General features: G+C 69.1%; 24 protein-coding genes and 1 riboswitch. Of the genes, 11 read left to right on the top strand and 13 right to left on the bottom strand.

Annotation, left to right across the window (positions count from 1 at the left end; genetic code table 11):
• Positions 1-306 precede the first annotated feature (306 nt).
• The 3 genes from OG246_RS01235 (at position 307) to OG246_RS01245 (ending at position 4,556) form a co-directional block, all read left to right on the top strand.
• Positions 307-810, top strand: a complete 504-nt coding sequence (locus OG246_RS01235; protein WP_266454506.1) for a GNAT family N-acetyltransferase — start codon at positions 307-309, stop codon at positions 808-810.
• An 87-nt stretch (positions 811-897) separates the two neighbouring features.
• A riboswitch (cobalamin riboswitch) is annotated at positions 898-990 on the top strand.
• A gap of 150 nt (positions 991-1,140) precedes the next feature.
• On the top strand, positions 1,141-3,546 hold the full coding sequence (locus OG246_RS01240; RefSeq protein ID WP_266454508.1) for a ribonucleoside-diphosphate reductase subunit alpha: 2,406 nt from the start codon (positions 1,141-1,143) through the stop codon (positions 3,544-3,546).
• Positions 3,543-4,556: a ribonucleotide-diphosphate reductase subunit beta gene (locus OG246_RS01245; protein ID WP_266454510.1), complete on the top strand. Its 1,014-nt coding sequence runs from the start codon at positions 3,543-3,545 to the stop codon at positions 4,554-4,556. The genes OG246_RS01240 and OG246_RS01245 overlap by 4 nt, the downstream gene beginning before the upstream one ends.
• Before the next feature lie 52 nt (positions 4,557-4,608).
• Here OG246_RS01245 and OG246_RS01250 read toward each other — a convergent pair whose 3' ends face one another.
• Positions 4,609-4,800, bottom strand: coding sequence for a hypothetical protein (locus OG246_RS01250; RefSeq protein WP_266454512.1), 192 nt, complete (start codon positions 4,798-4,800; stop codon positions 4,609-4,611).
• Between the two features lie 93 nt (positions 4,801-4,893).
• Between OG246_RS01250 and OG246_RS01255 the strand changes: the two genes are divergently transcribed.
• Positions 4,894-5,859: a GlxA family transcriptional regulator gene (locus tag OG246_RS01255; RefSeq protein ID WP_266454513.1), complete on the top strand. Its 966-nt coding sequence runs from the start codon at positions 4,894-4,896 to the stop codon at positions 5,857-5,859.
• Positions 5,860-5,883: 24 nt separating this feature from the next.
• Here the strand turns inward: OG246_RS01255 and OG246_RS01260 are convergent, their stop codons facing one another.
• The 10 genes from OG246_RS01260 to OG246_RS01305 form a co-directional block, all read right to left on the bottom strand.
• A complete protein-coding gene (locus OG246_RS01260; RefSeq protein WP_266454516.1) occupies positions 5,884-7,254 on the bottom strand; it encodes a cytochrome P450 in 1,371 nt (456 codons plus the stop codon).
• Positions 7,251-8,336, bottom strand: coding sequence for an epi-isozizaene synthase (gene cyc1 / locus OG246_RS01265; protein WP_266454519.1), 1,086 nt, complete (start codon positions 8,334-8,336; stop codon positions 7,251-7,253). The genes OG246_RS01260 and cyc1 overlap by 4 nt, the downstream gene beginning before the upstream one ends.
• Before the next feature lie 364 nt (positions 8,337-8,700).
• A complete protein-coding gene (gene def, locus OG246_RS01270; protein ID WP_266454522.1) occupies positions 8,701-9,351 on the bottom strand; it encodes a peptide deformylase in 651 nt (216 codons plus the stop codon).
• A gap of 148 nt (positions 9,352-9,499) precedes the next feature.
• Positions 9,500-10,480, bottom strand: coding sequence for a hypothetical protein (locus tag OG246_RS01275; protein WP_266454525.1), 981 nt, complete (start codon positions 10,478-10,480; stop codon positions 9,500-9,502).
• 165 nt (positions 10,481-10,645) lie between these two features.
• Positions 10,646-11,893 (bottom strand): HD-GYP domain-containing protein, encoded by a 1,248-nt coding sequence (locus OG246_RS01280; protein WP_266454528.1) that lies wholly within the window; start codon positions 11,891-11,893, stop codon positions 10,646-10,648.
• Entirely contained in the window at positions 11,890-13,278 is a 1,389-nt protein-coding gene (locus OG246_RS01285) for an HD domain-containing phosphohydrolase (protein ID WP_266454531.1), read from the bottom strand. The genes OG246_RS01280 and OG246_RS01285 overlap by 4 nt, the downstream gene beginning before the upstream one ends.
• Positions 13,279-13,442: 164 nt before the next feature.
• Positions 13,443-13,745, bottom strand: coding sequence for a mycothiol system anti-sigma-R factor (rsrA, locus tag OG246_RS01290; protein ID WP_266454534.1), 303 nt, complete (start codon positions 13,743-13,745; stop codon positions 13,443-13,445).
• Positions 13,742-14,425 (bottom strand): RNA polymerase sigma factor SigR, encoded by a 684-nt coding sequence (gene sigR / locus OG246_RS01295; protein WP_266454537.1) that lies wholly within the window; start codon positions 14,423-14,425, stop codon positions 13,742-13,744. The genes rsrA and sigR overlap by 4 nt, the downstream gene beginning before the upstream one ends.
• 258 nt (positions 14,426-14,683) lie before the next feature.
• Positions 14,684-15,310 (bottom strand): alpha/beta family hydrolase, encoded by a 627-nt coding sequence (locus OG246_RS01300; RefSeq protein ID WP_266454540.1) that lies wholly within the window; start codon positions 15,308-15,310, stop codon positions 14,684-14,686.
• A 192-nt stretch (positions 15,311-15,502) separates the two neighbouring features.
• Entirely contained in the window at positions 15,503-16,318 is an 816-nt protein-coding gene (locus OG246_RS01305; RefSeq protein WP_266454542.1) for an SOS response-associated peptidase, read from the bottom strand.
• Between the two features lie 50 nt (positions 16,319-16,368).
• Here OG246_RS01305 and OG246_RS01310 point away from each other — a divergent pair, with 50 nt between their 5' ends.
• The 4 genes from OG246_RS01310 (at position 16,369) to OG246_RS01325 (ending at position 20,020) form a co-directional block, all read left to right on the top strand.
• Positions 16,369-17,091 carry a M50 family metallopeptidase gene (locus OG246_RS01310; RefSeq protein ID WP_266454544.1) on the top strand — a complete coding sequence of 241 codons (723 nt, stop codon included), beginning with the start codon at positions 16,369-16,371 and terminating at the stop codon, positions 17,089-17,091.
• 89 nt (positions 17,092-17,180) lie between these two features.
• Positions 17,181-18,521, top strand: a complete 1,341-nt coding sequence (gene aroA, locus OG246_RS01315; RefSeq protein WP_266454545.1) for a 3-phosphoshikimate 1-carboxyvinyltransferase — start codon at positions 17,181-17,183, stop codon at positions 18,519-18,521.
• Between the two features lie 16 nt (positions 18,522-18,537).
• The gene (rsgA, locus tag OG246_RS01320; protein WP_266454548.1) at positions 18,538-19,548 is read left to right on the top strand and encodes a ribosome small subunit-dependent GTPase A; all 1,011 of its coding nucleotides are present in this window, start codon (positions 18,538-18,540) and stop codon (positions 19,546-19,548) included.
• Positions 19,549-19,696: 148 nt separating this feature from the next.
• Positions 19,697-20,020: a multidrug efflux SMR transporter gene (locus OG246_RS01325; RefSeq protein ID WP_266454551.1), complete on the top strand. Its 324-nt coding sequence runs from the start codon at positions 19,697-19,699 to the stop codon at positions 20,018-20,020.
• 3 nt (positions 20,021-20,023) lie between these two features.
• Here OG246_RS01325 and OG246_RS01330 read toward each other — a convergent pair whose 3' ends face one another.
• The gene (locus tag OG246_RS01330; protein ID WP_266454554.1) at positions 20,024-20,653 is read right to left on the bottom strand and encodes a TetR/AcrR family transcriptional regulator; all 630 of its coding nucleotides are present in this window, start codon (positions 20,651-20,653) and stop codon (positions 20,024-20,026) included.
• Positions 20,654-21,106: 453 nt separating this feature from the next.
• Here OG246_RS01330 and hisN point away from each other — a divergent pair, with 453 nt between their 5' ends.
• Positions 21,107-21,907, top strand: coding sequence for a histidinol-phosphatase (hisN, locus tag OG246_RS01335; protein ID WP_266454557.1), 801 nt, complete (start codon positions 21,107-21,109; stop codon positions 21,905-21,907).
• A gap of 204 nt (positions 21,908-22,111) precedes the next feature.
• Complete coding sequence (locus OG246_RS01340) at positions 22,112-22,510, top strand: cyclic nucleotide-binding/CBS domain-containing protein (protein ID WP_266454559.1); 399 nt, start codon at positions 22,112-22,114, stop codon at positions 22,508-22,510.
• A 105-nt stretch (positions 22,511-22,615) separates the two neighbouring features.
• Here the strand turns inward: OG246_RS01340 and OG246_RS01345 are convergent, their stop codons facing one another.
• Positions 22,616-24,085, bottom strand: a complete 1,470-nt coding sequence (locus OG246_RS01345) for a catalase (protein ID WP_323178271.1) — start codon at positions 24,083-24,085, stop codon at positions 22,616-22,618.
• Positions 24,086-24,210: 125 nt separating this feature from the next.
• On the opposite strand from OG246_RS01345, the gene OG246_RS01350 reads away from it, so the two are divergent.
• Positions 24,211-24,627: a Fur family transcriptional regulator gene (locus OG246_RS01350; RefSeq protein ID WP_266454565.1), complete on the top strand. Its 417-nt coding sequence runs from the start codon at positions 24,211-24,213 to the stop codon at positions 24,625-24,627.
• The last annotated feature ends 61 nt before the right edge of the window (positions 24,628-24,688 follow it).

Genomic DNA, 24,688 nt, shown 5'->3' on the forward strand with positions numbered 1-24,688 from the left:
CCGGACGGGCTGGAGATACCTGACCCGGACTGAAAAGCGCAGCCCCCACGGGTGGGTGGGGGATCGGGACGGCACCACCGCCACCCTCAAACGCCAGACGGGCCAAGACCCGACAGGATGACGCAAGCCCCCACGCACCCCCACCCGCCAGATCACCGAAGGGGACGTGCCGGAACGTCCGCCCGCAGCGGCTGGCGCGTCAACACCGGCACGTTGGTGAGCAACCGATTCCGCGCCAGACCGAGGACGGATGCTCCGGTACGGCCCCGACCCACGACGAATATCCGGCGGCGGCACACTGCTCCCATGGACATCGTCATCAGACGGGCGCAGCCCCACGAATACGAGACCGTCGGCGAACTCACCGCACAGGCCTACCTCGGCGACGGCCTGCTCGACTTCGGGGAGAGCGACGAATACCTCACCGAGCTGCGAGACGTCGCCAAGCGGGCCGCCGCGGCCGAAGTTCTGGTCGCCGTAGAAGGCGACCAGATACTCGGCGGTGTCACCTTCGTACCGGCCAGCGGCCCCATGGCCGACATCGCCCGCCCCGGCGAGGCAGAGATCCGCATGCTCGCGGTCGCCCCCGACGCCCGCGGCCGAGGAGCCGGCGAGACACTCGTCCGCGCCTGCACGGACCGCGCCCGCACCACCGACAACTGCGCCCGCATCGTGCTCTCCACCCAGCGAACCATGCACGCCGCCCACCGCATCTACGAACGTCTCGGCTTCACCCGCACCCCCCACCGCGACTGGAACCCGATCCCCCACCTCGACATCACGCTGCTCACCTACGAGTTGCCCCTCTGACACCCTGAGAAGCCGACACGACACAACATGTGGGGGTGCCACCGCAACCCGGCACTAGATGTATGCTCGTGCTCGCTGTCGCCGCAGGGGAATCCGGTGCGAATCCGGAACTGTCCCGCAACGGTGTACTCATGCGCACCCGTGCCCCGCACGACCGCGCACGTGGCCAGTCCGAGGACCTGCCGACAGCGCGCCCGGCCGTCCGGCCCGGGTGCCGACGACGTCCGGGCCTCGCGGAATGGGCCGGTGGACGCGGCGCACCGCTGCCAAAAGCGTGCGCCCGCTCCCCCGTTCCCACAGGCCCCGTGCCGAGCGAGGGAGAGCCCCCACGTGACCATCGCGCCAGCCGATCCGGCCGCAGCCCTTACGCAGCAGGACCCGGTCACGACGGCCGGCCCCGGTGCCGGTGCCGCGCTGCTGCGGACCCTGACCGACCTCACCGCCGACCTCCCCGACGCCGACCCCGGCCGAGTGGCCGCCGCCGCGCTCCGCGGCCGCTCCGCCCGCGCGGACGACGCGGAGTTGCGCGAGCTGGCCACCGAGGCCGCGGCGGGCCTGATCTCCGAGGACCCGGCCTACTCGAAGCTGGCCGCCCGCCTGCTGACGATCAGCATCGCGGAGGAGGCGGCCTCACAGGGCGTGCGGTCCTTCTCCGAGTCGGTCACGGTCGGCCACCGCGAGGGCCTGATCGCGGACCGCACCGCGGAGTTCGTACGCCTGCACACGCCCCGCCTGGACGCACTGATCGCAACCTCGGCCGCCGAGGGGAACGACGACCGCTTCGGCTACTTCGGCCTGCGCACCCTGCACAGCCGCTACCTCCTCCGCCACCCGATCACCCGCAGGGTCATCGAGACCCCCCAGCACTTCATGCTCCGAGTGGCGTCCGGCCTGGCGGAGGACGACACCACGCGCGCCCTCACCGAAGTCGAGGCGCTCTACCGGCTCATGAGCCGCCTCGACTACCTCCCCTCCTCCCCCACCCTCTTCAACTCCGGTACGCGCCACCCCCAGATGTCGTCCTGCTACCTCCTCGACTCCCCGCTGGACGAGCTGGACTCCATCTACGACCGGTACCACCAGGTCGCGCGCCTCTCGAAGCACGCGGGCGGCATCGGCCTGTCGTACTCCCGTATCCGCTCCCGCGGTTCACTGATCCGCGGTACGAACGGGCACTCCAACGGCATCGTCCCGTTCCTGAAGACCCTCGACGCCTCGGTCGCCGCGGTGAACCAGGGCGGCCGGCGCAAGGGCGCGGCCGCGGTCTACCTGGAGACCTGGCACTCCGACATCGAGGAGTTCCTGGAGCTGCGCGACAACACCGGTGAGGACGCCCGCCGTACGCACAACCTGAACCTCGCGCACTGGATCCCGGACGAGTTCATGCGCCGGGTGAACGAGGACGCCATCTGGTCCCTGTTCTCCCCGTCGGACGTGCCCGACCTGGTCGACCTGTGGGGCGACGAGTTCGACGCGGCGTACCGCAAGGCGGAGGAGGCGGGCCTCGCCAAGAAGACCATCCCGGCCCGCGACCTGTACGGCCGCATGATGCGCACCCTCGCGCAGACCGGCAACGGCTGGATGACCTTCAAGGACGCCGCCAACCGCACCGCCAACCAGACGGCGGAGCCGGGCCACACCGTCCACTCCTCCAACCTCTGCACGGAGATCCTGGAGGTCACGGACGACGGCGAGACGGCGGTCTGCAACCTGGGCTCGGTGAACCTCGGCGCGTTCGTCGACACGGCGGCCGGCGACATCGACTGGGAGCGCCTCGACGAGACCGTCCGCACCGCCGTCACTTTCCTGGACCGTGTGGTCGACATCAACTTCTACCCGACCGAGCAGGCGGGCCGCTCGAACGCGAAGTGGCGCCCGGTGGGCCTGGGCGCGATGGGCCTCCAGGACGTCTTCTTCAAGCTGCGCGTCCCCTTCGACTCGCCGGAGGCGAAGGCGCTCTCGACCCGCATCGCCGAGCGCGTCATGCTCGCCGCGTACGAGGCCTCCGCGGACCTCGCCGAGCGCAACGGCCCGCTCCCCGCCTGGGAGAAGACCCGTACGGCCCGCGGTGTACTGCACCCGGACCACTACGACACCGAGCTCACCTGGCCGGAGCGCTGGGCGGCCCTGCGGGAACGTATCGCCTCGACCGGCATGCGCAACTCGCTCCTCCTCGCCATCGCGCCCACCGCCACGATCGCGTCGATCGCGGGCGTCTACGAGTGCATCGAGCCGCAGGTGTCGAACCTCTTCAAGCGCGAGACGCTTTCGGGCGAGTTCCTCCAGGTCAACTCCTACCTGGTGGCCGAGCTGAAGGCGCTCGGTGTGTGGGACGCGCAGACGAGGGAGGCGCTGCGCGAGTCCAACGGCTCGGTGCAGGGCTTCACTTGGGTTCCCCAGGATGTCCGCGACCTGTACCGCACGGCATGGGAGATCCCGCAGCGCGGCCTGATCGACATGGCAGCCGCCCGCACCCCGTTCCTCGACCAGGCCCAGTCCCTGAACCTCTTCCTGGAGACGCCGACCATCGGCAAGCTCTCCTCGATGTACTCCTACGCCTGGAAGTCGGGCCTGAAGACGACGTACTACCTGCGCTCCCGCCCGGCGACCCGCATCGCCCGCGCGGCACAGGCGCAGGCACAGCCCGAAAAGACCATCCCCGTACAGGCGACCGCCGACGAAGACGCCGTCGCCTGCTCCCTTGAGAACCCCGAGTCCTGCGAGGCCTGCCAGTGAGTACCCCCCAGAAGAATCTCCTCGACCCGGGCTTCGAGCTGACTCTCCGCCCCATGCGCTACCCCGACTTCTACGAGCGCTACCGGGACGCCATCAAGAACACCTGGACCGTCGAGGAGGTCGACCTCCACTCGGACGTCGCCGACCTCGCGAAGCTGTCGGCGGGCGAGCAGCACATGATCGGCCGCCTGGTCGCGTTCTTCGCGACGGGTGACTCGATCGTGGCGAACAACCTGGTGCTGACGCTGTACAAGCACATCAACTCCCCGGAGGCGCGGCTGTACTTGAGCCGTCAGCTCTTCGAGGAAGCGGTCCACGTCCAGTTCTACTTGACGCTGCTCGACACCTATCTCCCCGACCCGGAGGACCGTACGGCCGCCTTCGATGCCGTGGAGAACATCCCCTCCATCCGCGAGAAGGCAGAGTTCTGCTTCAAGTGGATCAACGAGGTCGAGAAGCTGGACCGCCTGGAGACCAAGGCCGACCGCCGCCGTTTCCTGCTGAACCTCATCTGCTTCGCCGCGTGCATCGAGGGGCTCTTCTTCTACGGCGCCTTCGCGTACGTCTACTGGTTCCGCAGCCGGGGCCTGCTGCACGGCCTGGCGACCGGCACCAACTGGGTGTTCCGCGACGAGACGATGCACATGTCCTTCGCGTTCGAGGTGGTCGACACCGTCCGCAAGGAGGAGCCGGAGCTCTTCGACGACCTGCTTCAGCAGGAGGTCACGGACATGCTGCGGGAGGCTGTCGAGGCCGAGCTGCAGTTCGGGCGCGATCTGTGCGGTGAGGGCCTGCCGGGCATGAACACCGAGTCGATGCGCCAGTACCTGGAGTGCGTGGCCGACCAGCGCCTCCAGCGCCTGGGCTTCGCTCCGGTGTACGGCTCGGAGAACCCCTTCTCCTTCATGGAGTTGCAGGGTGTCCAGGAGCTGACCAACTTCTTCGAGCGCCGCCCGTCCGCCTACCAGGTCGCGGTGGAGGGCACCGTCGACCTGGACGAGGACTTCTAGTCGCAGTGACCGTCCCCGGCCGCAAGGGCGGGGACGGTCAACTCGACGGTTCTCACGCCGCACGCACGACATCGTGCGTGGTGAGGCCGCGCCGGCTCCGGCCGGCCGAGGCCCGGCCGGACCGGTGGCCGGCCGCCCGGAGCTGCCGGTCGACGCGCAGCTCGTGGGCGTATCCGACCAGCGCGGGGAGGGCCAGGATCAGGAGGATTCCGAGGACGACGAGTGTGTCGGTGATTGCGTTCATGTCCCCACTTTCGCGCCGATCGGCCGCCGGGGTCAGTGGCAGGACTGCCGTAGACCCTCGAATTACTGCCACTTCTGAGGCACACTGGTAAACATGCTGAAGAACGTGGCCGTCGCCCTGCTCGACGGCGTACATCCTTTCGAACTCGGCGTCGTCTGCGAGGTGTTCGGCCTCGACCGGAGCGACGAGGGCCTGCCCGTGTACGACTTCGCGGTCGTCTCGGCGGAGGGCCCGACGCTCACCACCCATGTCCCCGGGTTCACGGTCTCCACCCCCTACGGCCTGGACCGGCTCGACGAGGCCGACCTGGTCGTCGTACCGGCCGGGAACGACTACATCGGGCGCAACTACCCGCCCGAACTGCTCGCCGCCCTGCGCCGGGCCACCGAGCGCGGCGCCCGCGTACTCAGCGTCTGCTCCGGGGTCTTCGTGCTCGGCGCGGCGGGGCTGCTGGACGGACGGCGCTGCGCGGCGCACTGGAAGCAGGTGGACGAGCTCGCCCGGCGCCATCCGCGGGCGATCGTCGAACCGGATGTGCTGTACGTCGACGAGGACCCCGTCATCACCTCGGCCGGCACCGCCTCCGGAATCGACGCCTGCCTGCACATCGTCCGCAAGGAGCAGGGTCCCGAGGTCGCCAACGCCATCGCGCGGCGCATGGTGGTGCCACCGCACCGCGACGGCGGCCAGGCCCAGTACATAGAGCGGCCGCTGCCGAACACGCCCTGCGACACGGTCGGTGAGGTGCTCGTCTGGATGGAGCGCAACCTCGACGAGGAGGTGACCGTCGAGCAGCTCGCGGCCCGCGCCCACATGTCCCCGCGCACCTTCGCCCGCCGCTTCCAGCAGGAGACGGGCACCACCCCGTACCGCTGGATCCTGCGCCAACGGGTGCTGTTGGCGCAGGAGTTGCTGGAGGCCTCGGACGAGACGATGGACGCGATCGCGGGCCGCACCGGCTTCGGGAACGCGGCGGCGCTGCGCCATCAGTTCGTACGGAGTCTGGGCACGACCCCGCAGGCGTACCGGCGCACGTTCAGGGGCCCGCAGGCTGCCTGAACGCGCACCAGTACGGACGCGGGGTCAGCGCGGCACAGCTTTCAGCCGCAGCCGGTGCGGCCGCAGCGTGATGCCGACATGCGGCGCGTCATTGGATCCGGACACCTGCTCGAAGCGCCACCTGGACGCGATCGTGGCCGTGACGAGGGTCAGCTGGGCCATCGAGAAGTGGTCACTGGGACACTTCCGGTTGCCCACGCTGAACGGGCGCATCGCGTACTTCGGCAGGTCCTTGGACCTTTCCGGAAGCCAGCGGTCGGGGTCGAAATCGAGGTGCCGCTCGTACGACCGCGGGTCGCGCTGGATCGCGTACGGGCTGTAGACGATGTCGGCCCCGGCCGGAATGCGATAGCCGCCCAGCTCGGTTTCGGTCACCGCCCGCCGCGTCAATATCCATACGGCGGGGCGCAAGCGCAGTGCCTCGACGACGACATTGTTCGTGTGCGACAGCTTCCGGACATCGCCGAATGCGACCGGTCGGCCGCCCGTGACGGATTCGACCTCCTCACTGATGCGCCGTGCCTGATCCGGATACGCGGCGAGCACCTGCAGCAGCCACATGAGCGTTGACGCGATGGTTTCGCTGCCGGGGGTGAGTATCGCGACGACTTGGTCGTGGATCTCCTGTTCGTCGATGGGGTCGCCGTTGCCGTCCTTCGCCTCCAGCAATGCCGTCAGCAAATCGTCCGGCTTTTGACCAGATGTGCGACGCTCGTCGATGATCTCGTCGACGAGTGCATGCAAATCGGCCAATGCACGATCGAATTTGCGGTGGGCCGGAAGCGGCAGCCGATAGAGCGGCCCCGCCGGAATGACCATGCGCCGGTACATGCCGCGGAAGACGGTGGCGAGCGCGGTGCTCAGCCGCTCGGCCCGCTCGTCCATGAACTGGCCGCGCAGCAGGCAGCGGGCCGCGATCCGGACGGCGACGCGGAACGACTCCGATGTGCAGTCGACCGCCCCTCCGGACTCCCAGCGAGCCGCGAACGCACGCGCCTCCTCCTCCATGATCGGCCCGTACTCGGGGATGATGTCGAGCCGGAACGCGGGCTGGATCGTCCGCCGTTGGCGCCTGTGCAGCGGCCCGGTGGCGGTCGCGACCCCCTTCTTGCCGAGGAGCCCCTCGAGGGACTCCCACAACGGGCCGCCGATCTCGAAGTCGGGGCTCAGCGCCACAGCCCCGCTGAGATCGGGGGTGGTGACCGCGTACACCGTCTTGGGGCCCATCTTCAGGCGGACGACGTCGCCGTGGTCGCGCAGTTGGGCCAGGAAGCCCAGCGGGTCGCGGACCAGTTTCCAGCCGTGTCCGAGGCCGGGCACACCGCCTCCCGCGAGGGGCGGGGTGGGCAGCTCCAGCGTCTGAGGAACGTCAGATCGTACGGACTCGACGGTCATTTCTCACCTGCCGCTTCGTTGTTGACGTACGGGGGTGTGGAGCGGTCGTCCCAGCTGTCGACCATGTACCGGCCGGACTCGTGGTGGAACCAGTACACGGAACTGAACCAGTTCCGCATATTGCCCAGACACGCCTTCAGGGCGACGCTCGTTTCCTTTCCCTGCACCGTCCCGTCCGCGAGAGTGTCCGCGAGCCGGAATGTGTCCCTTTCGGCGATCGAGAATTCACTGATGCATTCCTCGACGCGCCGCCGGACTTCCGTGACGGCCTCTTCGAGAGTCAGCCCCTCGTGGTGAATGAGACTGATTCCGAGATTGTGGACCTCATCGCCCGCGATTTCCTTGGGGAGCGAGCACAGATCGTTGTACCAGGCGGCGAATTCCTGGCTGAGCAGCGCCGCCTTCCGATATGCGGGGTGATTCCGCACCGAGGCGGGGAGTTCGTACCCCGCACTGGGTTCCAGAAGGTCGGTCCAGATCCAGTGCGCGAACGTCAGCCGACGGAGTTCGAGATATTCCGCGACCGTCGGGACGGTGCCGGAGGTCCGGTTCCGGAACTCCCGGTCGTACGCCTCGATCACCGCGTGGAAGTGGAGTGCGAAACGCTCGTTCCACTTCGTGCCGAGGAACGAGTACAGCCGCACCATGCTGTCCGCGAACGCCGCGACCAGGGGATCCTCGTGGTGCAGGTGGTTTCTCGGCGAGTCGAGGGCCGCATGCAACTGGAACCTGAGCCTCCGCCAGGCGCCGGGCCTGCCGTGGATGACATCACGGTCGTGGCGGTCGTCCCAGACGAAGAACCACGCACTGTAGTCCGCTATCGCCTGCATGACCTCGTCGGGGGCGCCAATGTAGTAGCCCGCCATGAGGTCGGTGTAGCACAGGCCGTCGGCATATTCCTCGACCTTGTCGGGCGGCATAAGCCGCTTTTCGAGGAGCCAGGCCCTGGTGTTCTCCTGTAGCCGGGGCCAATACGGGTGGAGTTGACGGGGAAACTCAGCCTCGATCACCGGGAGAGAGAGCGCCGGTGGAACCGCGACCGCTGTTGGTGTCGAAGAAGTGCTCTGCGCGAAAGCATGCACGAACAAACCCCTCTCAGCCGCCTGTTGACGTCACGCCCCTCCCGCTGTGCCGGGCGTGCGCCGTTGCGTATCCCCGCACTTCCCATTCAGCACCACAACTGACCGTTCTGGGAACGGATTTGCTCCACTCACTACCCTAAGATGCCGAGAATCTCCCCTTGTATGACTGAATCTGGATCACTCAATGAGCACATGGGATCGAACGTGCGACGCACATACGAACGGCGCCTGGTCAGGAGGTTCCTGACCAGGCGCCGTACAAGGAGGTTCGAGGAGGTGCCTCACGAGAGACCGCGAGCCACACCTGTCATTTTCTGTCTCAGTCGTTCAACGTGCCCGCTCGGACATCGGTCACGACGTGTCGTCAGTCGTTCGCCACGATCGGGTAGCGGGGCTCGTTCTCGGCCATCTGCCGCAGCGCGTCCTTGCGCTCACGCTTGGAGAGCCGGTCGATGTACAGGTAGCCGTACAGGTGATCCGTCTCGTGCTGGAGGCAGCGTGAGAAGTAGCCGGTGCCGCGCACCTTGATGGGGTTGCCCTTCTCGTCCTGCCCGGTGACCTCGGCGTAGTCGGGGCGGGCGAGCGGCGCGTACGCGGTCGGTACGGAGAGGCAGCCCTCGTTGCTGTCGTCCAGGCGGCGCTGCTCGGCGGGCAGCTCGACGAGCACGGGGTTGCAGACCACGCCCGTGTGCCGCTTGCCGTCGTCGTCGGGGCAGTCGTACACGAAGACCTTCAGGTCGACGCCGATCTGGTTGGCGGCCAGGCCCACGCCCTCGGCGGTGTGCTGGCTGGCGAACATGTCGGCGACCAACTGCGCCAGCTCGTCGCCGAAGTCGGTGACGTCCTTGCACTCCTTGTGCAGCACCGGATTCCCGACGACGGTGATCGGCCGCGAGGTACCGCGCTCGCGATAGGCCGCCTCGCGCTCCTCGCAGTCCTCGATGTCGATGACGAAGCCCTCGTCGTCCACGGGGAGCACGCCCACGTGCTGCTGATCGGTGTCCTGCTGCGCCATGACGGACGTACGCCTTCCTGGAAAACGGGGGGTGTGATGCTGATACAGGGTACGGGGAACGCGCCTCAGGCGGCGCGGGGCTGTGTCTGACATGCGGCTCCGCCGCGTGGGCGCGACCAGCCACGACGGCCCGCAGCGGTCCACGCACCTAGCAAACCTCTTCGAGATCCCGCCAGTCCCTGGAGTCAGGGCTGTCCGCAACCCACCCGTCCAGCAGCCCCCTCACCAGCGAAGCCGGCGCAGCCAACCCGCACTCCCGCTCGGGCACCCACAGCTGCCCGTCGGTGCGATGGCCAAGCGGCCCCGGGTGGCCGGGCTCACTGTGATCGTGGGGGTCAAGATGCTCCCCGTCGCCCTCGTCCGACGGCATCCGCGACTCGGAGCACATCCGGCACAGCAGCCGCACGGACGACGACCAGTCCTCCGCGGCGAACCCGGCGTCGGCGGCGAGCTGCTCCAGCGCGTCCCGGTCGTCCTCGGTGGCCGCTTCGAGCAGGACCACCCAGGTAGGCACCGGCGACGGCGCCCACAGCTCGATCTCGTCGAACACGGGGTAGGCGTGCCCGGCGGCGGTGGTCCGCTCCCCGTGCGGCACCCCGTCGTGCAGTACGACCTCACCCCAGCGCCGCCCCGAGGACGGCAGCGGAATGGACAGCACCTCGATGCGGGCGGGGTCGAGCCGCCGCCCCCACACGACCTCGGCCTCACCTTCCGGAGACAGCCGTACGGCCGCGCTGCCGAGGTCCATGCCCACCGGTTCACCGGAGACGGCGGCCCCGCCGGGGACCCGCAGCCCATACGCCTGCCAGGAACGGCGGGCCAGCGGCCAGTCCTGGAGGGCGGTGGCGGCGATCCCGACGTTCCACCAGTCAGGTGCGCCGGTCTCCCGGTCGAGGAGAGCCACGGCCCTGAGCCCCGCCGCCCGCGCCTGCTCCCAGTCGTGCCGGAACTTGTGCAGCAGCGCCAGGTTGAACCAGGACTCGGACAGCCACGGCTCCAGGTCCGCGGCACGCGTCAGCAGCGCGCCCGCGTCCTCGTACCGTCCGTCGCCGATCAGCGTGAACGCACGGTCGGTGGCCTGCCGCCATGAGGCGGAGGGCCGGTGTCGTCCCTTGCCGAAGATCCTCACGATTCCCGCCTGCCAGTTCCTTGCGATTCCCGCCTGCCGGTCCCTTGAAAAGTTCCCTGAAGAGTCCTTGGAGGACAACGCGGCCCTGGGCCTGCCCATGCCCCCGAACACCCTCTTCCTCGCATCCAACCACGTACCGTCGGACGGCCGCTCATTACCCATGGGTTACCCAGCCTGGGGCAGGCTAAGGCCGCCCCGCAACAGCACCCTGGCCAGCGACTCCACGACCTCGGGCTGATAGTCGCGGGCCGTCCCCAGGCGCAGCTTCTCGAGTGCCGTCAGCGGCCCTCCCGGCCCTGCTTCCCTGGCCATCTCCTCGTACGCGTTCACGGCCCGCACAATCCGTGCGGTGACCGGCTGCTCCCGGTACGGATCCGCCTGCCGCTCCACCACCACCGCCACCTCCGCGTCGACCCCGGTCTGGCGTACGACGGCTCCCCCGAGGAGGGCTATCCGCCGCTGTTCGTCCGCCGGGAGTACGGCGGTGGCCCCGGCCGGAACCGGGTCGAGAAGGCTGAGCTGTCCGATGTCGTGCATCAGCGCCGCGTACTCCAACACGGTCAGATCCGGCTCCGAAAGGCCCAGCTCCCGCCCGACGGCCTGGCTGAGCACGGCCACCCGCCGGGCATGCCCGGCAGGCGTGTATCCCGCTATCTCGGTGGCCCGGGCCAGCGAGGCGATGGTCTGCCGATACGTCACGCGCACGGCGGCATACCGCCGGAAGGACAGCTGCGTGAGCAGCAACGGCAGCGAGAACACGGGCAGCGCCCAGAGCCCGACCACCGCGACGGCCAGCGCCATCACGGCCCCCGTCGCACACACGGCCGACCCGATGCCCAGCGACGCCCGCAGCTCGTCCCGCAGCAGCGGCCCGAACGGCCACCGGGTCCGGGAGTGCGCCATCGCCGCCGCGAGCACGGCATCGCACAGCGCGGTGAGCACCAGCAGCGCGACCAGCAACAGGGCGTACGCGGGACCGCCCCACTCCAGGAACTCCCCCTGGTTGTACAGAGGTTGGAAACACACGGCGGCGAACCCGACGGTCAGCACCCGCCGTGTGAGGTGGTCGACGGTCGGCCCACGCCCCCTGGCCACATGCGGCACACACCCCAGCAGCCCGGCCGCCACAACCACCGCGACCACCTGAAACGCCCCGTGGTGCGTCGCCTGCCCCGCGTTCTCCCCGAGCAGCGCGTACGCCAGCGCCCCCGCGGCCCCGAGCGGAGCGGACTCCCGCTCCTCGGCACCGCTCCAGCGGGTGAGCTCGCCCACCGCTATGAGGAGACCGAAGGCGAGGGCGACACGGCGGTCTTCGAGACCGGCCCAGAGGGTGACGGCAAGGGAAACGAGGGCGAGGAGAAGGGCGAAGGCACGGACGAGGGTGAGGGCGAGTGGGGGGCGACGGAGACTCACGGGCCCCTCCTGCCTGCGTTTGTCGGGTGCCCTTCCAGCCGACTGGAAACGGGTGGCGGAGCGGGCGGGCGAACACCGCCGCGAAGCGGCGGGCTGCTGTCAGCCGTAACGGCGGGATGCCACCCATACCGAGCCAGCGCAAGCGTCAACGCCCCCACCATCTCCGGATCGAACTGCGCCCCCGAACACCGCTCGAGCTCCTCAAGGGCGGCCGGCACCGGCCGGGCCCGCCGATAGGACCGCGTGGACGTCATCGCGTCGAAGGCGTCCGCGACAGCCACCACCCGGGCGAACTCCGGGATCTGCGCCCCCACCAGCCCGTACGGATATCCGCTCCCGTCCAGCCGCTCATGGTGATGCAGGATCGCCGACCGGGCCTCGCCCAGAAACCCGATCCCCCGCACCATCTCGTGCCCGTACTCGGGATGCAGCTCGATGACCCGCCGCTCCTCGGGGGTCAGCGGCCCGTCCTTCCGCAACAGCCGCGTAGGAACCCCCAGTTTCCCCACGTCATGCAGGATCCCGGCGAACCGCAGCACCTCGACACGCTCGTCGTCCATGCCGAGTTCACGCGCGATCATCATCGAGGCCTGCCCGACCCGCTCACTGTGCCCGCGCGTGTACCCGTCCTTGATGTCGACGGCCTGGACGAGTGCGCGAATGGTGGCCTGGTGGGCGGCCCGTTCCCGGTGGTACTGGGCGAACACCCAGCAGGACACGTACATCGGCAACAGCACGAGCAGCGCGGCGACAGGCCCGTACGGACTGCGCCACAGCACCGCCATCATCAGCCCGGCGAGCCCGTGCACGGCGACGGGCGCGAGCGAGCGCGGAAAGAGCCCGCGCCAGGCGCCACGCACCGGCACCCGCTCGGCCAGCGCGAGAATCCCGCCGTCGAGGACGGTCTGCACGAGGCAGAAGGTCAGTACCGCGGCCCCGGCGGGCACGAGCGCGTACGGAAAGTCGGGCGCGACCACGGCGTCCCGGCCGCCGAGCGCCCAGTGCACCCGGGAGGCCGCCCAGACCGCGACGGCGAGCTGCGCCGCCCGCCAGATCCGCCGCAGCCACCGCGGCCGCTGCTCGACCCGGGCGAGCAGCGCCCCCGGCAGCGCGACGAGCGCGGCGGCCGGGGGCGGCAGCAGAAAGGCCCCGGCCAGCAGCACGGGGAGGAAGGTGCCCATCCCTCTGGGGACCTCGCGGCCGGGGGCACCCGCGGCCCTGGGACCACGCGGAAGGGTGATCCGCTCGCACCCGGCGTACAGCACGGCGAGCAGAGCGACGATCCACCACGGGACCCGGACGGTCGGCAGCGGGGCGAGACAGACCAGGGCACCGAGAACGACACAGGCCACGTACGCACGGGCCGACGCCGGCACCGACCCCATCTCCTCGTCCCCTCCCCGACTCCAGGATTCCGGAGCCTAGGACGGCGGGGACGGCACAGGGACACCAACGGCCGAATCCGTGGGCTCAGAGCCCACGGATTAGCACGTTCGGGTGATAACCGGACGATCCTGCGGGATGCCGGACCCGGGTTCAGGACGGGGGTTCAGGACTCCTGCGGAGTCGCTGCCACGTCATGCTCGGGCACGACCTGCCCCGACCGGATCAGGTCGATGCGCCCCATGACCTTGGCGCGCAGATCGGTCGGCACATCGTCCTGACCGCAGCACCGCTTGACCAGCTTCTTCACGGCCTGCTCGAGCCCGTACTTCTCCAGGCACGGAGAGCACTCCTCGAAGTGAACTTCGAACTTGGTGCAGTCCGCGTCCGGCATCTCGTGGTCGAGGAACTCGTAGAGGTGGTCGAGTACCTCACTGCAGTCCGTCTCGTGCGGCTCTCCGCAGCTCATGAGCCCGAGCCTTTCGCTTCGTTCGACTCTCCGGCACCGGCCGGAACCAGCCCGCGGTCACGCGCGTAGTCCTCGAGCATGCCGCGCAGTTGGCGACGGCCCCGGTGCAGCCGGGACATCACCGTGCCGATGGGTGTCCCCATGATGTCCGCGATCTCCTTGTACGCAAAGCCCTCTACGTCCGCGAGATAGACGGCGATCCGGAATTCCTCGGGGATCGCCTGCAGCGCCGACTTGACGTCCGAGTCGGGCAGGTGATCAAGCGCCTGCGACTCGGCGGAGCGCAGTCCGGTCGACATGTGCGACTCGGCACGCGCCAGCTGCCAGTCCTCGATCTCCTCGGCCGCACTGCGCTGAGGCTCGCGCTGCTTCTTGCGGTACGAGTTGATGAAGGTGTTCGTGAGGATGCGGTAGAGCCATGCCTTGAGGTTGGTGCCCTCGCGGAACTGGTGGAAGGACGCGTACGCCTTCGCGTACGTCTCCTGCACCAGGTCCTCGGCGTCGGCCGGATTGCGCGTCATGCGCAGCGCGGCCGAGTACATCTGGTCGAGGAATTCGAGCGCGTCCCGCTCGAAGCGCAGGCTGCGCTCGGCGGACGACTCCGTGCTCGTGCCCTGGCCCTCGGGCTGCTCCGCCTGGCCGTGTTCGGTCCCTGCGTCGGTCCCAGTGACCGGACCCACCTCCTCCAGCGACGTAGCGAGACCGAGACCGGTCCCACTGGAATCGGAGGATAGACGAACATCCACACCCGCCGCCGCCCGAATAGGCACGGTCTTACCCGCGTGCAGCACCGTCCAGTCCAGGTCAGCGCTGCTGTTACGGCTCGGGCAGATGGTCGAACCCATGCGGCGGACTTCCTCTCGTGCTAACGGTCCAGCACACGCTCCGTGCTGTCTGTACTCGCACAACAGAGGTCCGCCGCTCAACATTCCCGGGCGTTACGCGAGTGACGAGGTCCACTTCACAACACCGTCAGTGACGATCTTCAGAGCCTCGTCCTGCCCGAGCGGCGCCCGTTTCGGAACGGCGAAACCATGATCGCCGTACGGCACCTCGATGATCTCGTACGACCCCTCGGGGAACTCCTCGGGCTTCCCGAACGGATCGTTTCCGCCCTGTACGACGAGAGTGGGCACCCCGGAGCCGAGCAGCTCCTCGGCGCGCGACTTCTCGGGCCGGCCCGGCGGATGCAGCGGAAAACTGAGTGCGAGCACGGCAGCGGCGCCCAGCTCCACGGCCGTACGACAGGCCGCCCGAGCCCCGGCACTACGCCCACCGGCAACCACCGGAAGCCCGCCCGCGGCGACCGCGGGCCACACCCCCCGCCACCCCACATCGAGCGTCTTCGGCGCGGGAGCCACCTTCTTCCCGGCCACCCGCCAAGGCTGCTCAACAAGCGCGACACTCACGCCATGCGCCGGCAACACCGCCGCCAGCGCCTGAAGATCGCGCGCCTCGATCCCCCCACCGGCCCCATGACTGAGGGCAAGAACAAGCCGCGCAGCAGAGGCTGGATACCAGGTGACGCGAGCCACACCAGCATCGGTCTCAATAATCTCGATCACACCACAAGAGTCTGCCTTCTTACTCACCCAGCTGTGGGCATGCGTGCCGCGAGGGGCGGCAGCCCACCCACCCGTCGGTCGTAGCTGTGGGCATGCGTGCCGCTAGGGGCGGCACGGGTGGGCACAGCGGCACCCCGCAAGCGCCGGGCCACGCGACCCACCCCGACCCCAGCCCCCACCCCGGGCACCCGGTCAGAACAAGGTCCCTTCCTCCGGCCCCTCCAGCTCCTTGAGCAACTCGGGCCCGTTGTTCCGCACATTGCTCACGGCAGTGGAAACGGGATACGCCCGCATCAACCCCGCCGGAGGCGGAGCGAGCAAAGACCGCAGATCCTCGACATCGGTCCGCGAGGGATCCAGCCACGCATCCCACCGATCCGGCGCAAGCATCAAAGGCATCCGGGGATGAATGTCGGCCAAAGCATGCGGCCCATCGCCGGGGGCAACCGCAAGCGGCGTGGTCTCCGCCTCAGTCGTAATGACGGAACACGTCACCCACCACGCCAGCGGATGCTCATCGGGAAGCGTCCGATCCCGCCAGAACTCGTACAGCCCGGCCATGGCGAACACAGACCCGTCCGCCGGCGTCACGAAATACGGCTGCTTACGAGCCCGCTTCTTCTTCCCCTCGACCTCAAGATCCCGCTCACCGACACCGGTGACCCACTCGTAGTAGCCGTCGGCAGGGATGACGCACCGCCGGGCGGCAAAGGCCCGCCGGTACGAGGGCTTCTCATGCACGGTCTCCGCACGCGCGTTGATCATCCGAGCCCCGCCCTCGGGCGTCTTGGCCCAGGACGGAACGAGCCCCCACTTGAGTGTGCGCAGCTGGCGAACCGGTCGCGGATCGGCGGCGTCCTTAACGGGACGGTCGAGGACCGCGTAGACCTCTTTGGTGGGTGCCACGTTGAAATCGGGGGCCAGAGCCTCCTCCGGCTCCCACTTCTCGACTTCAAAGATTCCTGCGAGATCCTCGGGGCCACGACTCGCTGCATACCGTCCGCACATACGTGCCACACTGCCAGATTCCACGACACCAGAGGGAGCCACCGCCGACAATGGACAGCACCGCAGCCACCTCGCTGTCAGGTCTCTGGGACCAGGTCTTCGGAAGCCAGCCGGACCCCGACCTGTGGGTGGTGATCGCCACCCTCGTCGCGGCCCTCGCCGTGACCGTCCCGCACGGCGTCTGGCGGCTCTCCCGCAACGCCATCACCATCGCGCACGAGGGCGGCCACGGCCTGGTCGCGCTGCTCACCGGGCGCAGCCTCAGTGGCATACGACTGCACTCCGACACCAGCGGCCTCACGGTGAGCCGCGGCAAACCGACCGGCCTCGGCATGATCCTCACCGCTGCCTCGGGCTACACCGCTCCCCCGCTCCTTGGCCTCGGCGGCGCAGCGCTGCTCGCCGCGGGCCACATCACCGCGCTGCTGTGGCTGGCCACGGCCCTGCTGGTGGCGATGCTGGTGATGATCCGCAACGCGTACGGGGCGCTCACGGTGCTCCTCACCGGCGGCACCTTCGTGGTGGTGTCCTGGCTCGCCGGCCCCCAGGTCCAGGCGGCGTTCGCGTACGCGGTGGTGTGGTTCCTGCTGGTCGGCGGAGTCCGCCCGGCCTTCGAACTCCAGGCCAAGCGGAGCCGCGGCGGCGCCGGCGACTCGGACGCGGACCAGCTGTCCCGGCTGACCCACGTCCCGGCCGGACTGTGGCTGTTCCTGTTCCACGCGGTGTCCCTGTGCTCCTTGATAGGCGGGGGCCGCTGGCTCCTGGAGGTGTGACGCCCGGGAACCCAATGGACGGTATTCAGCGACGCGGGGCCGTTCCCCGGCCAAACCCGGCGGAGCGAACCGCCACTAAAGTGGGGCTCATGACCGTTAACCCCGCCCACACCGCCCTATGGCCCGCCCCGCACGCGAGCGGAGCCGTCGACGCGACGGTCCACGTACCGGGGTCCAAGTCGGTCACCAACCGGGCGCTGGTCCTCGCGGCCCTCGCCTCGGAGCCCGGCTGGCTGCGCCGCCCGCTCCGCTCCCGCGACACGCTGCTGATGGCGGGCGCGCTGCGCGCGATGGGCGTGGGCATCGAGGAGACGGTGTCGTCCAGCTCCACGGTCGCCGCGGGCCCGGACGCCTCGGGCGAGGCCTGGCGGGTCATCCCCTCGGGCCTGCACGGCCCGGCCACGGTCGATGTCGGCAACGCCGGCACGGTGATGCGTTTCCTTCCCCCGGTCGCCGCGCTCGCCGACGGCCCCATCCGTTTCGACGGCGACCCGCGTTCGTACGAGCGCCCCTTGAACGGTGTGATCGACGCGCTGCGCCTGCTGGGCGCCCGGATCGACGACGACGCCCGCGGCGCACTGCCTCTCACTGTGCACGGCGGCGGCGCCCTGGACGGCGGCCCGGTGGAGATCGACGCGTCCTCGTCCTCCCAGTTCGTCTCGGCCCTCCTCCTCTCCGGCCCGCGCTTCAATCAGGGGGTGGAGGTCCGCCACACCGGCTCCTCGCTCCCCTCCCTGCCCCACATCCGGATGACGGTCGACATGCTGCGCGCGGTCGGCGCCCAGGTGGACACCCCGGAGTCGGGCGGCGAGCCCAACGTCTGGCGGGTCACGCCGGGCGCCCTGCTCGGCCGCGACCTGACCGTCGAGCCGGACCTGTCCAACGCGCAGCCGTTCCTGGCCGCGGCCCTGGTGACCGGCGGCAAGGTCGTCATCCCGGACTGGCCGTCCCGCACCACCCAGCCCGGTGACCAGTTGCGTGCGATCTTCACCGAAATGGGCGGTTCCTGCGAACTGACCGAGGCGGGCCTGGAGTTCACCGGCTCGGGCTCGGTCCACGGCATCGACGTGGACCTGAGCGAGGTCGGCGAGCTGACCCCCGGCATCGCCGCGGTGGCGGCCCTCGCCGACTCCTCCTCCACCCTCCGCGGCGTGTCCCACCTCCGCCTGCACGAGACGGACCGCCTGGCCGCGCTCACCAAGGAGATCAACGAACTCGGCGGCGACGTCACCGAGACCGCCGACGGGCTGCACATCCGCCCGCGCCGGCTGCACGGCGGCATCTTCCACACGTACGACGACCACCGCATGGCGACCGCCGGCGCGATCATCGGCCTGGCGGTGGAGGGCGTACAGATCGAGAACGTGGCGACGACGGCGAAGACCCTCCCGGACTTCCCCGATCTGTGGACCGGAATGCTCGGGAACTGACGGGCGGATCACGATCATGCGCCGTTACGGCAAGAACCCCGACGAGGACGACATCCGCACCCGCCCGAACCGCAAGGGCAACCGTCCGCGTACGAACATCCGCCCCAAGCACGAGGACGCAGCCGAAGGCATGGTCCTCACCGTCGACCGGGGACGGCTCACCTGCCTCGTCGAGGACCGTGTGGTGATGGCCGTGAAGGCCCGCGAACTGGGCCGCAAGGCGGCGGTGGTCGGTGACCGTGTCGCCATCATCGGCGACCTGTCCGGTGACAAGGACACCCTGGCCCGCATCGTCCGCATCGAGCCGCGCACCTCGGTCCTGCGCCGCACGGCGGACGACGACGACCCGTACGAGCGCGTGGTCGTCGCCAACGCCGACCAGCTCGCCATCGTCACGGCCCTCGCCGACCCCGAGCCACGCCCACGTCTGATCGACCGCTGCCTGGTGGCGGCGTACGACGGCGGCCTGGAACCCCTCCTGGTCCTGACGAAGTCGGACCTCGCCCCGCCGGACAAACTCCTGGAGCTGTACGGCGACTTGGACATCCCGTACGTCGTCACAACCCGCGAGGAGTTCGAGGACGGCCAGGCGGTGGACCGCGTACGCGAGCAACTCAACAACAAGATCACGGCCTTCATCGGCCACTCCGGCGTAGGCAAGACGACCCTGGTCAACGCACTGGTCTCACGGGACCGCCGCCGCACCACGGGCCATGTCAACGCCGTGACAGGCCGCGGCCGGCACACCACCACCTCGGCACGAGCGATCCCCCTACCCGAAGCCGCGGGCTGGGTCATCGACACCCCAGGCCTCCGCTCCTTCGGCCTGCACCACGTGGACCCGTCCCGCGTCATCAAGGCCTTCCCCGACCTCGAACCCGGCACCGAGGGCTGCCCGCGCGCGTGCAGTCACGACGAGCCGGACTGCGCACTGGACCAGTGGGTGGCCGACGGCCACGCGGACCCCGCCCGCCTCTACTCCCTGCGCCGACTGCTCTCGACGAGAGAGCGCCACGAGGGCGACTGACACCTCTTGTTCCCCCTACGACCTCCGCGTTGTTTGCGCCCGTCCCGCGCCGGTAAATGCATAATCGCACCGAGTGACCCGGGAAAGCCCCTGACCTGAACCACACACCAGACCAAGCAGTCGACGTTCGGACGCGGGAGGACAAGCCATGGCATGGCTGCTGGTCGTTGTGGCAGGACTGCTCGAAACCGGCTTCGCCGTCTGCCTGAAGCTCTCACACGGCTTCACCAGACTCTGGCCCACGGTGGCGTTCTGCATCTTCGCGCTGGGCAGCTTCGGCCTGCTGACCCTCTCCCTCAAGAAGCTCGACGTCGGCCCCGCCTACGCGGTGTGGACCGGCATCGGCGCAGCGGGAACCGCGATCTACGGCATGATCTTCCTGGGCGACCTGGTATCCACCCTGAAGATCATTTCGATCAGCTTCGTGATCGCAGGAGTAATCGGCCTGCAACTGTCAGGCTCGAGCCACTAGCCTTCAGATCACTTCCCGAGAACCAGGAACTCCTGAGCCGCGATGCGGCGAAGCGAGCGCGGCCTTCACCAAATCAGTGACCCCACCCTCTCCGGGCGGCGCGGCCACGCAGGACAGCGCGAGACGGACAACGAGTTCGCAGGTGCGGGCGAGCTCGCCGCTCTCCGCCTTCGAGGGGGACATCGCCACGACGGCCCGGTCACGGACCAGCGCCACGAAGTCGGCGGGCGAGGGCAGCGGCCCGTCCGCCCGCCGCTGCGCGGGCACAGCGGACGACGAGGGCACCGCCGAGAGCGTCGGCGAGGGCAGCCGCTCACTCCAGCACCCGGTCAGCATCGCCCGCACAAGTACGTTGCTCCGCGCCGCCGAAGCGGTCCACTCGGCAGTGGCGACCAACCGCTCACGAGCGTCCGCATGAGCGCCCAACGCCCGCTCGACCCCCGCGAGATAGGCATCCGCCTCCCGCCGTACGAGGGCACGCGCGAGCCCGTCCTTACTCCCGAACTCGTTGTAGAGCGTCTGACGCGACACCCCGGCCACGGCGGCCACATCGACCATCCGCACCGCCGACCAAGCACGACGCGCGAGCGCCGTATAGGCAGCATCCAAAAGGGATTCCCGAGCTGCAGGCATATCGCCTCCCTGAGCCGATCCGCTCCGCAGCTCAGATTTGACGCGCACAGGTTCACTGTCAAGGGTTCGCGGCGGCACCAAGGGGCGCACGCCCCCACCGCACGCACCCCAGCCGACCACGCGCCCCCACACAGTGCGCCAAGGCGAAGGCGTGGGCGTGTGTACGCCGAAGGCGATGGGTGGACGGCGATGGGTGGACACATCAAAGGCGGGCCCCCACGCACCCGCACCCGCCAATTCACCGAAGGGGACGTGCCGGAACGTCCGCCCGCAGCGGCTGGCGCGTCAACACCGCCCGCTTCCTGAGCAACCGATTCCGCGCCAGACCGAGGACGGATGCTCCGGCACGGCCCCGACCCACCCATGGCGCAAGGCGACCGCCCCCACAGCCCCCCACCCGAAGATCTACAGGCCATGTAGCCCTCCCCCGGAACAGGCAGATACGGTTCGCTCATGCCCGACTATCACGATGACCTGCGTCTCGCCCACGTCCTGGCGGACGCCGCCGACGCCGCGACGATGGCCCGGTTCAAGGCGCTCGACCTGAAGGTCGAGACCAAGCCGGACATGACCCCCGTGAGCGAAGCGGACAAGGCCGCCGAGGAACTCATCCGCGGCCAGCTCCAGCGGGCAAGGCCGCGCGACGCGATCCTCGGCGAGGAGTACGGCATCGAGGGCACGGGCCCCCGCCGCTGGGTCATCGACCCGATCGACGGCACCAAGAACTACGTACGAGGCGTGCCCGTCTGGGCCACCCTCATCTCCCTGATGGAGGCGGCCGAGGGCGGCTACCAGCCGGTCGTCGGCGTGGTCTCCGCCCCCGCCCTGGGCCGCCGCTGGTGGGCCGCGAAGGGCCACGGCGCGTTCACGGGCCGCAGCCTCACCTCGGCGTCCCCACTCCGGGTCTCCCAGGTCTCGCACATGTCGGATGCCTCCTTCGCGTACTCCTCCCTCAGCGGCTGGGAGGACCAGGGCCGCCTGGACGGCTTCCTCGACCTCACGAAGGTCGTCTGGCGCACCCGCGGCTACGGCGACTTCTGGCCGTACATGATGGTCGCCGAGGGCTCGGTCGACATCTGCGCCGAACCCGAGCTGTCGCTCTGGGACATGGCGGCGAACGCGATCATCGTGACCGAGGCGGGCGGCTCGTTCACCGGCCTCGACGGCCGCCCGGGCCCGCACAGCGGCAACGCGGCCGCGTCGAACGGCATCCTCCACGACGAACTGCTGGGATACCTGAACCAGCGGTACTGAAGCGAGACTCCTGAGTAACCCCGAGGCGCCCCGAACTCACCGCACGCGCCCCCTTGTTGACCCTCCTTTTACCTGCGACTCTGAGAGTCCCCCCACTTGTGAATTTGTGAATCACTTCTCTTGACGCCTCGCCAGGGCCCCGGCACCGCCCGGGACCGGCACCGCGCCAGGCCAAGCGGTTCACCAAGGAGGTGGCTCCAGCCCATGCTCGTCCGCGACGCCATGAGCACGGTGGTCCTCACCATCGGCCCGGCACACACCCTCCGCCAGGCGGCCCGCCTGATGTCCGCGCGCCGCATCGGCGCGGCCGTCGTCCTCGACGAGGACGCCAGCGGACTCGGAATCCTCACTGAGCGCGACATCCTCAACTCGGTGGCTCTCGGCCAGAACCCGGACACCGAGACCGCAGGCAGCCACACCACCACCGACGTCGTCTTCGCGGCCCCCGCCTGGACCCTGGAGGAAGCCGCGACAGCCATGTCGCACGGCGGCTTCCGCCACCTGATCGTGCTCGACGGAACGGGCCCGGTCGGCATCGTCTCGGTCCGCGACATCATCCGCTGCTGGGCACCAACGCACCGCCGCGCACCGGCGCAGGTCTGAACCCCAAGCCCCTTACAGCCTCACACCCGTAAACGAACGGGCCGGGCCCCTGATGACTCAGGAGACCCGGCCCGCCCTCAACGACAAGCGTTCCAGTGCTGGTTGTCAGCCGCGCAGGGCCTGGACCGCGACTGCCAGCCGCTTGCCGAAGTCACCATCCGCCTGGCGGAAGTTGTCGATCGCACGCTCGGCGATGTCGTCACGGGAGACCTTGGCGATGAACCCCGCCAGGTTCTCGATCAGCCGGACCTTCTCCTCCTCGGAGAACAGCCGGTACAGATTCCCCGCCTGCACGAAGTCGTCGTCCTCGGAGTGAACCGGCGCCTCATGGTTGCCGGTTCCACCGGAGACCGGGGTGGACACCCACAGCGGCCGGTCGGTCTGGACGGGCCCGCCGAACGAGTTGGGCTCGTAGTTCTTCGCACCCTTGTGGCGCCCGTCGTACAGGAAGCCGTCCCGCGAGTTGGTGCGCGCCTCGGTGGCGTGCGGACGGTTCACCGGCAGGTGGTCGGCGTTGATGCCGACGCGATAGCGGTGGGCGTCGCCGTAGGCGAACAGCCGCCCCTGAAGCATCTTGTCGGGCGAGGGCCCGATACCCGGCACGAAGTGAGCCGGAGAGAAGATGCTCTGCTCGACCTCGGCGAAGATGTTCTCCGGGTTGCGGTTGAGCTCGAGCTTCCCGATCTCGACCGGCGGATAGTCCTCGTGCGGCCACACCTTGGTGAGGTCGAACGGGTTGAAGCGATAGTTCGCGGCCTCCGCCGCCGGCATGATCTGCACCTGCACGGTCCAGGACGGGAAGTCACCGCGCTCGATGGCCTCGCGCAGATCGCGCTGGTGCGAGTCGGGGTCCTCACCGGCGAGCTTCGCGGCCTCTTCCGAGGTCAGGTTCTCGATCCCCTGATCGGTCTTGAAGTGGTACTTGACCCAGAAGACCTCACCGGCCTCGTTGTTCCACTGGTAGGTGTGGGACCCGTAGCCGTTCATGTGACGCAGCGTCGCCGGGATTCCACGGTCACCGAAGAGCCAGGTCACCTGGTGCGTGGACTCGGGCGAAAGCCCCCAGAAGTCCCACACGTTGTCGGCTTCCTGCGATCCGGTGTACGGGTCGCGCTTCTGCGTGTGGATGAAGTCGGGGAACTTGATGGCGTCCTTGATGAAGAACACCGGGGTGTTGTTGCCGACGAGGTCGTAGTTGCCCTCTTCGGTGTAGAACTTCAGCGCGAAGCCGCGGGGGTCACGGACCGCGTCCGCGGAACCGAGGTTGCCGGCCACGGTCGAGAACCGCAGGAAGGTCTCGGTCTGCTTGCCGACCTCGGAGAGGAACTTCGCGCGGGTCCACTGCGAGACGTCACGGGTCAGCGTGAAGGTGCCGTACGCACCGGCGCCCCGCGCATGGACGATGCGCTCCGGGATGCGCTCGCGGTTGAAGTGCGCGAGCTTCTCGAGCAGCGCCTGGTCCTGGACGAGGACGGGTCCGCCGACGCCCGCGGTCTCGCTGTTCTGATTGTCGGCGACCGGCGCACCGGCCTCCGTCGTAAGCGGTCCCTGCGTCACGTGCGCCTCCTGCGTCATTCGTGCAAGTTCTGTCCCTCGGCCAATGCCGGTCTCGATCCTACATTGGACTAAGTCCAAGTCAAGGACAGCTCCAAAGTCACACCTGTTCGGGATCTGTTCCTCTTACTGTTAGGCTGGTTCGTATGAGCGACCTGCTGGAACGACTGCGCGGACGCGGATGGCGGATGACCGCGCAGCGGCGCGTAGTGGCCGAGGTCCTCGACGGCGACCACGTCCATCTGACGGCCGACGAGGTGCACGCACGCGCAGTCGTCAAACTGCCCGAGATCTCCCGGGCGACCGTCTACAACACCTTGGGCGAGCTGGTCTCACTCGGCGAGGTACTGGAAGTCGCGACCGACAAGCGCGCCAAGCGGTACGACCCGAACGCGCACCGTCCGCACCACCACCTGGTCTGCGCCCAGTGCGGCACGATCCGCGACGTCCACCCGGGCGGCAACCCGCTCACCGACCTCCCCGACTCGGAGCGCTTCGGCTTCACGGTCTCGGACGTCGAGGTCACCTACAGAGGCGTCTGCCCGAACTGCGCGACGGCCTGACCGCCTCGCGCGCCCTCGCGCGCTGACCGCCTCGCGCGCAACGCGGCTCACCCGAAGGCAA

This window comes from Streptomyces sp. NBC_00620 (assembly GCF_026341825.1).
GTDB lineage: Bacteria > Actinomycetota > Actinomycetes > Streptomycetales > Streptomycetaceae > Streptomyces.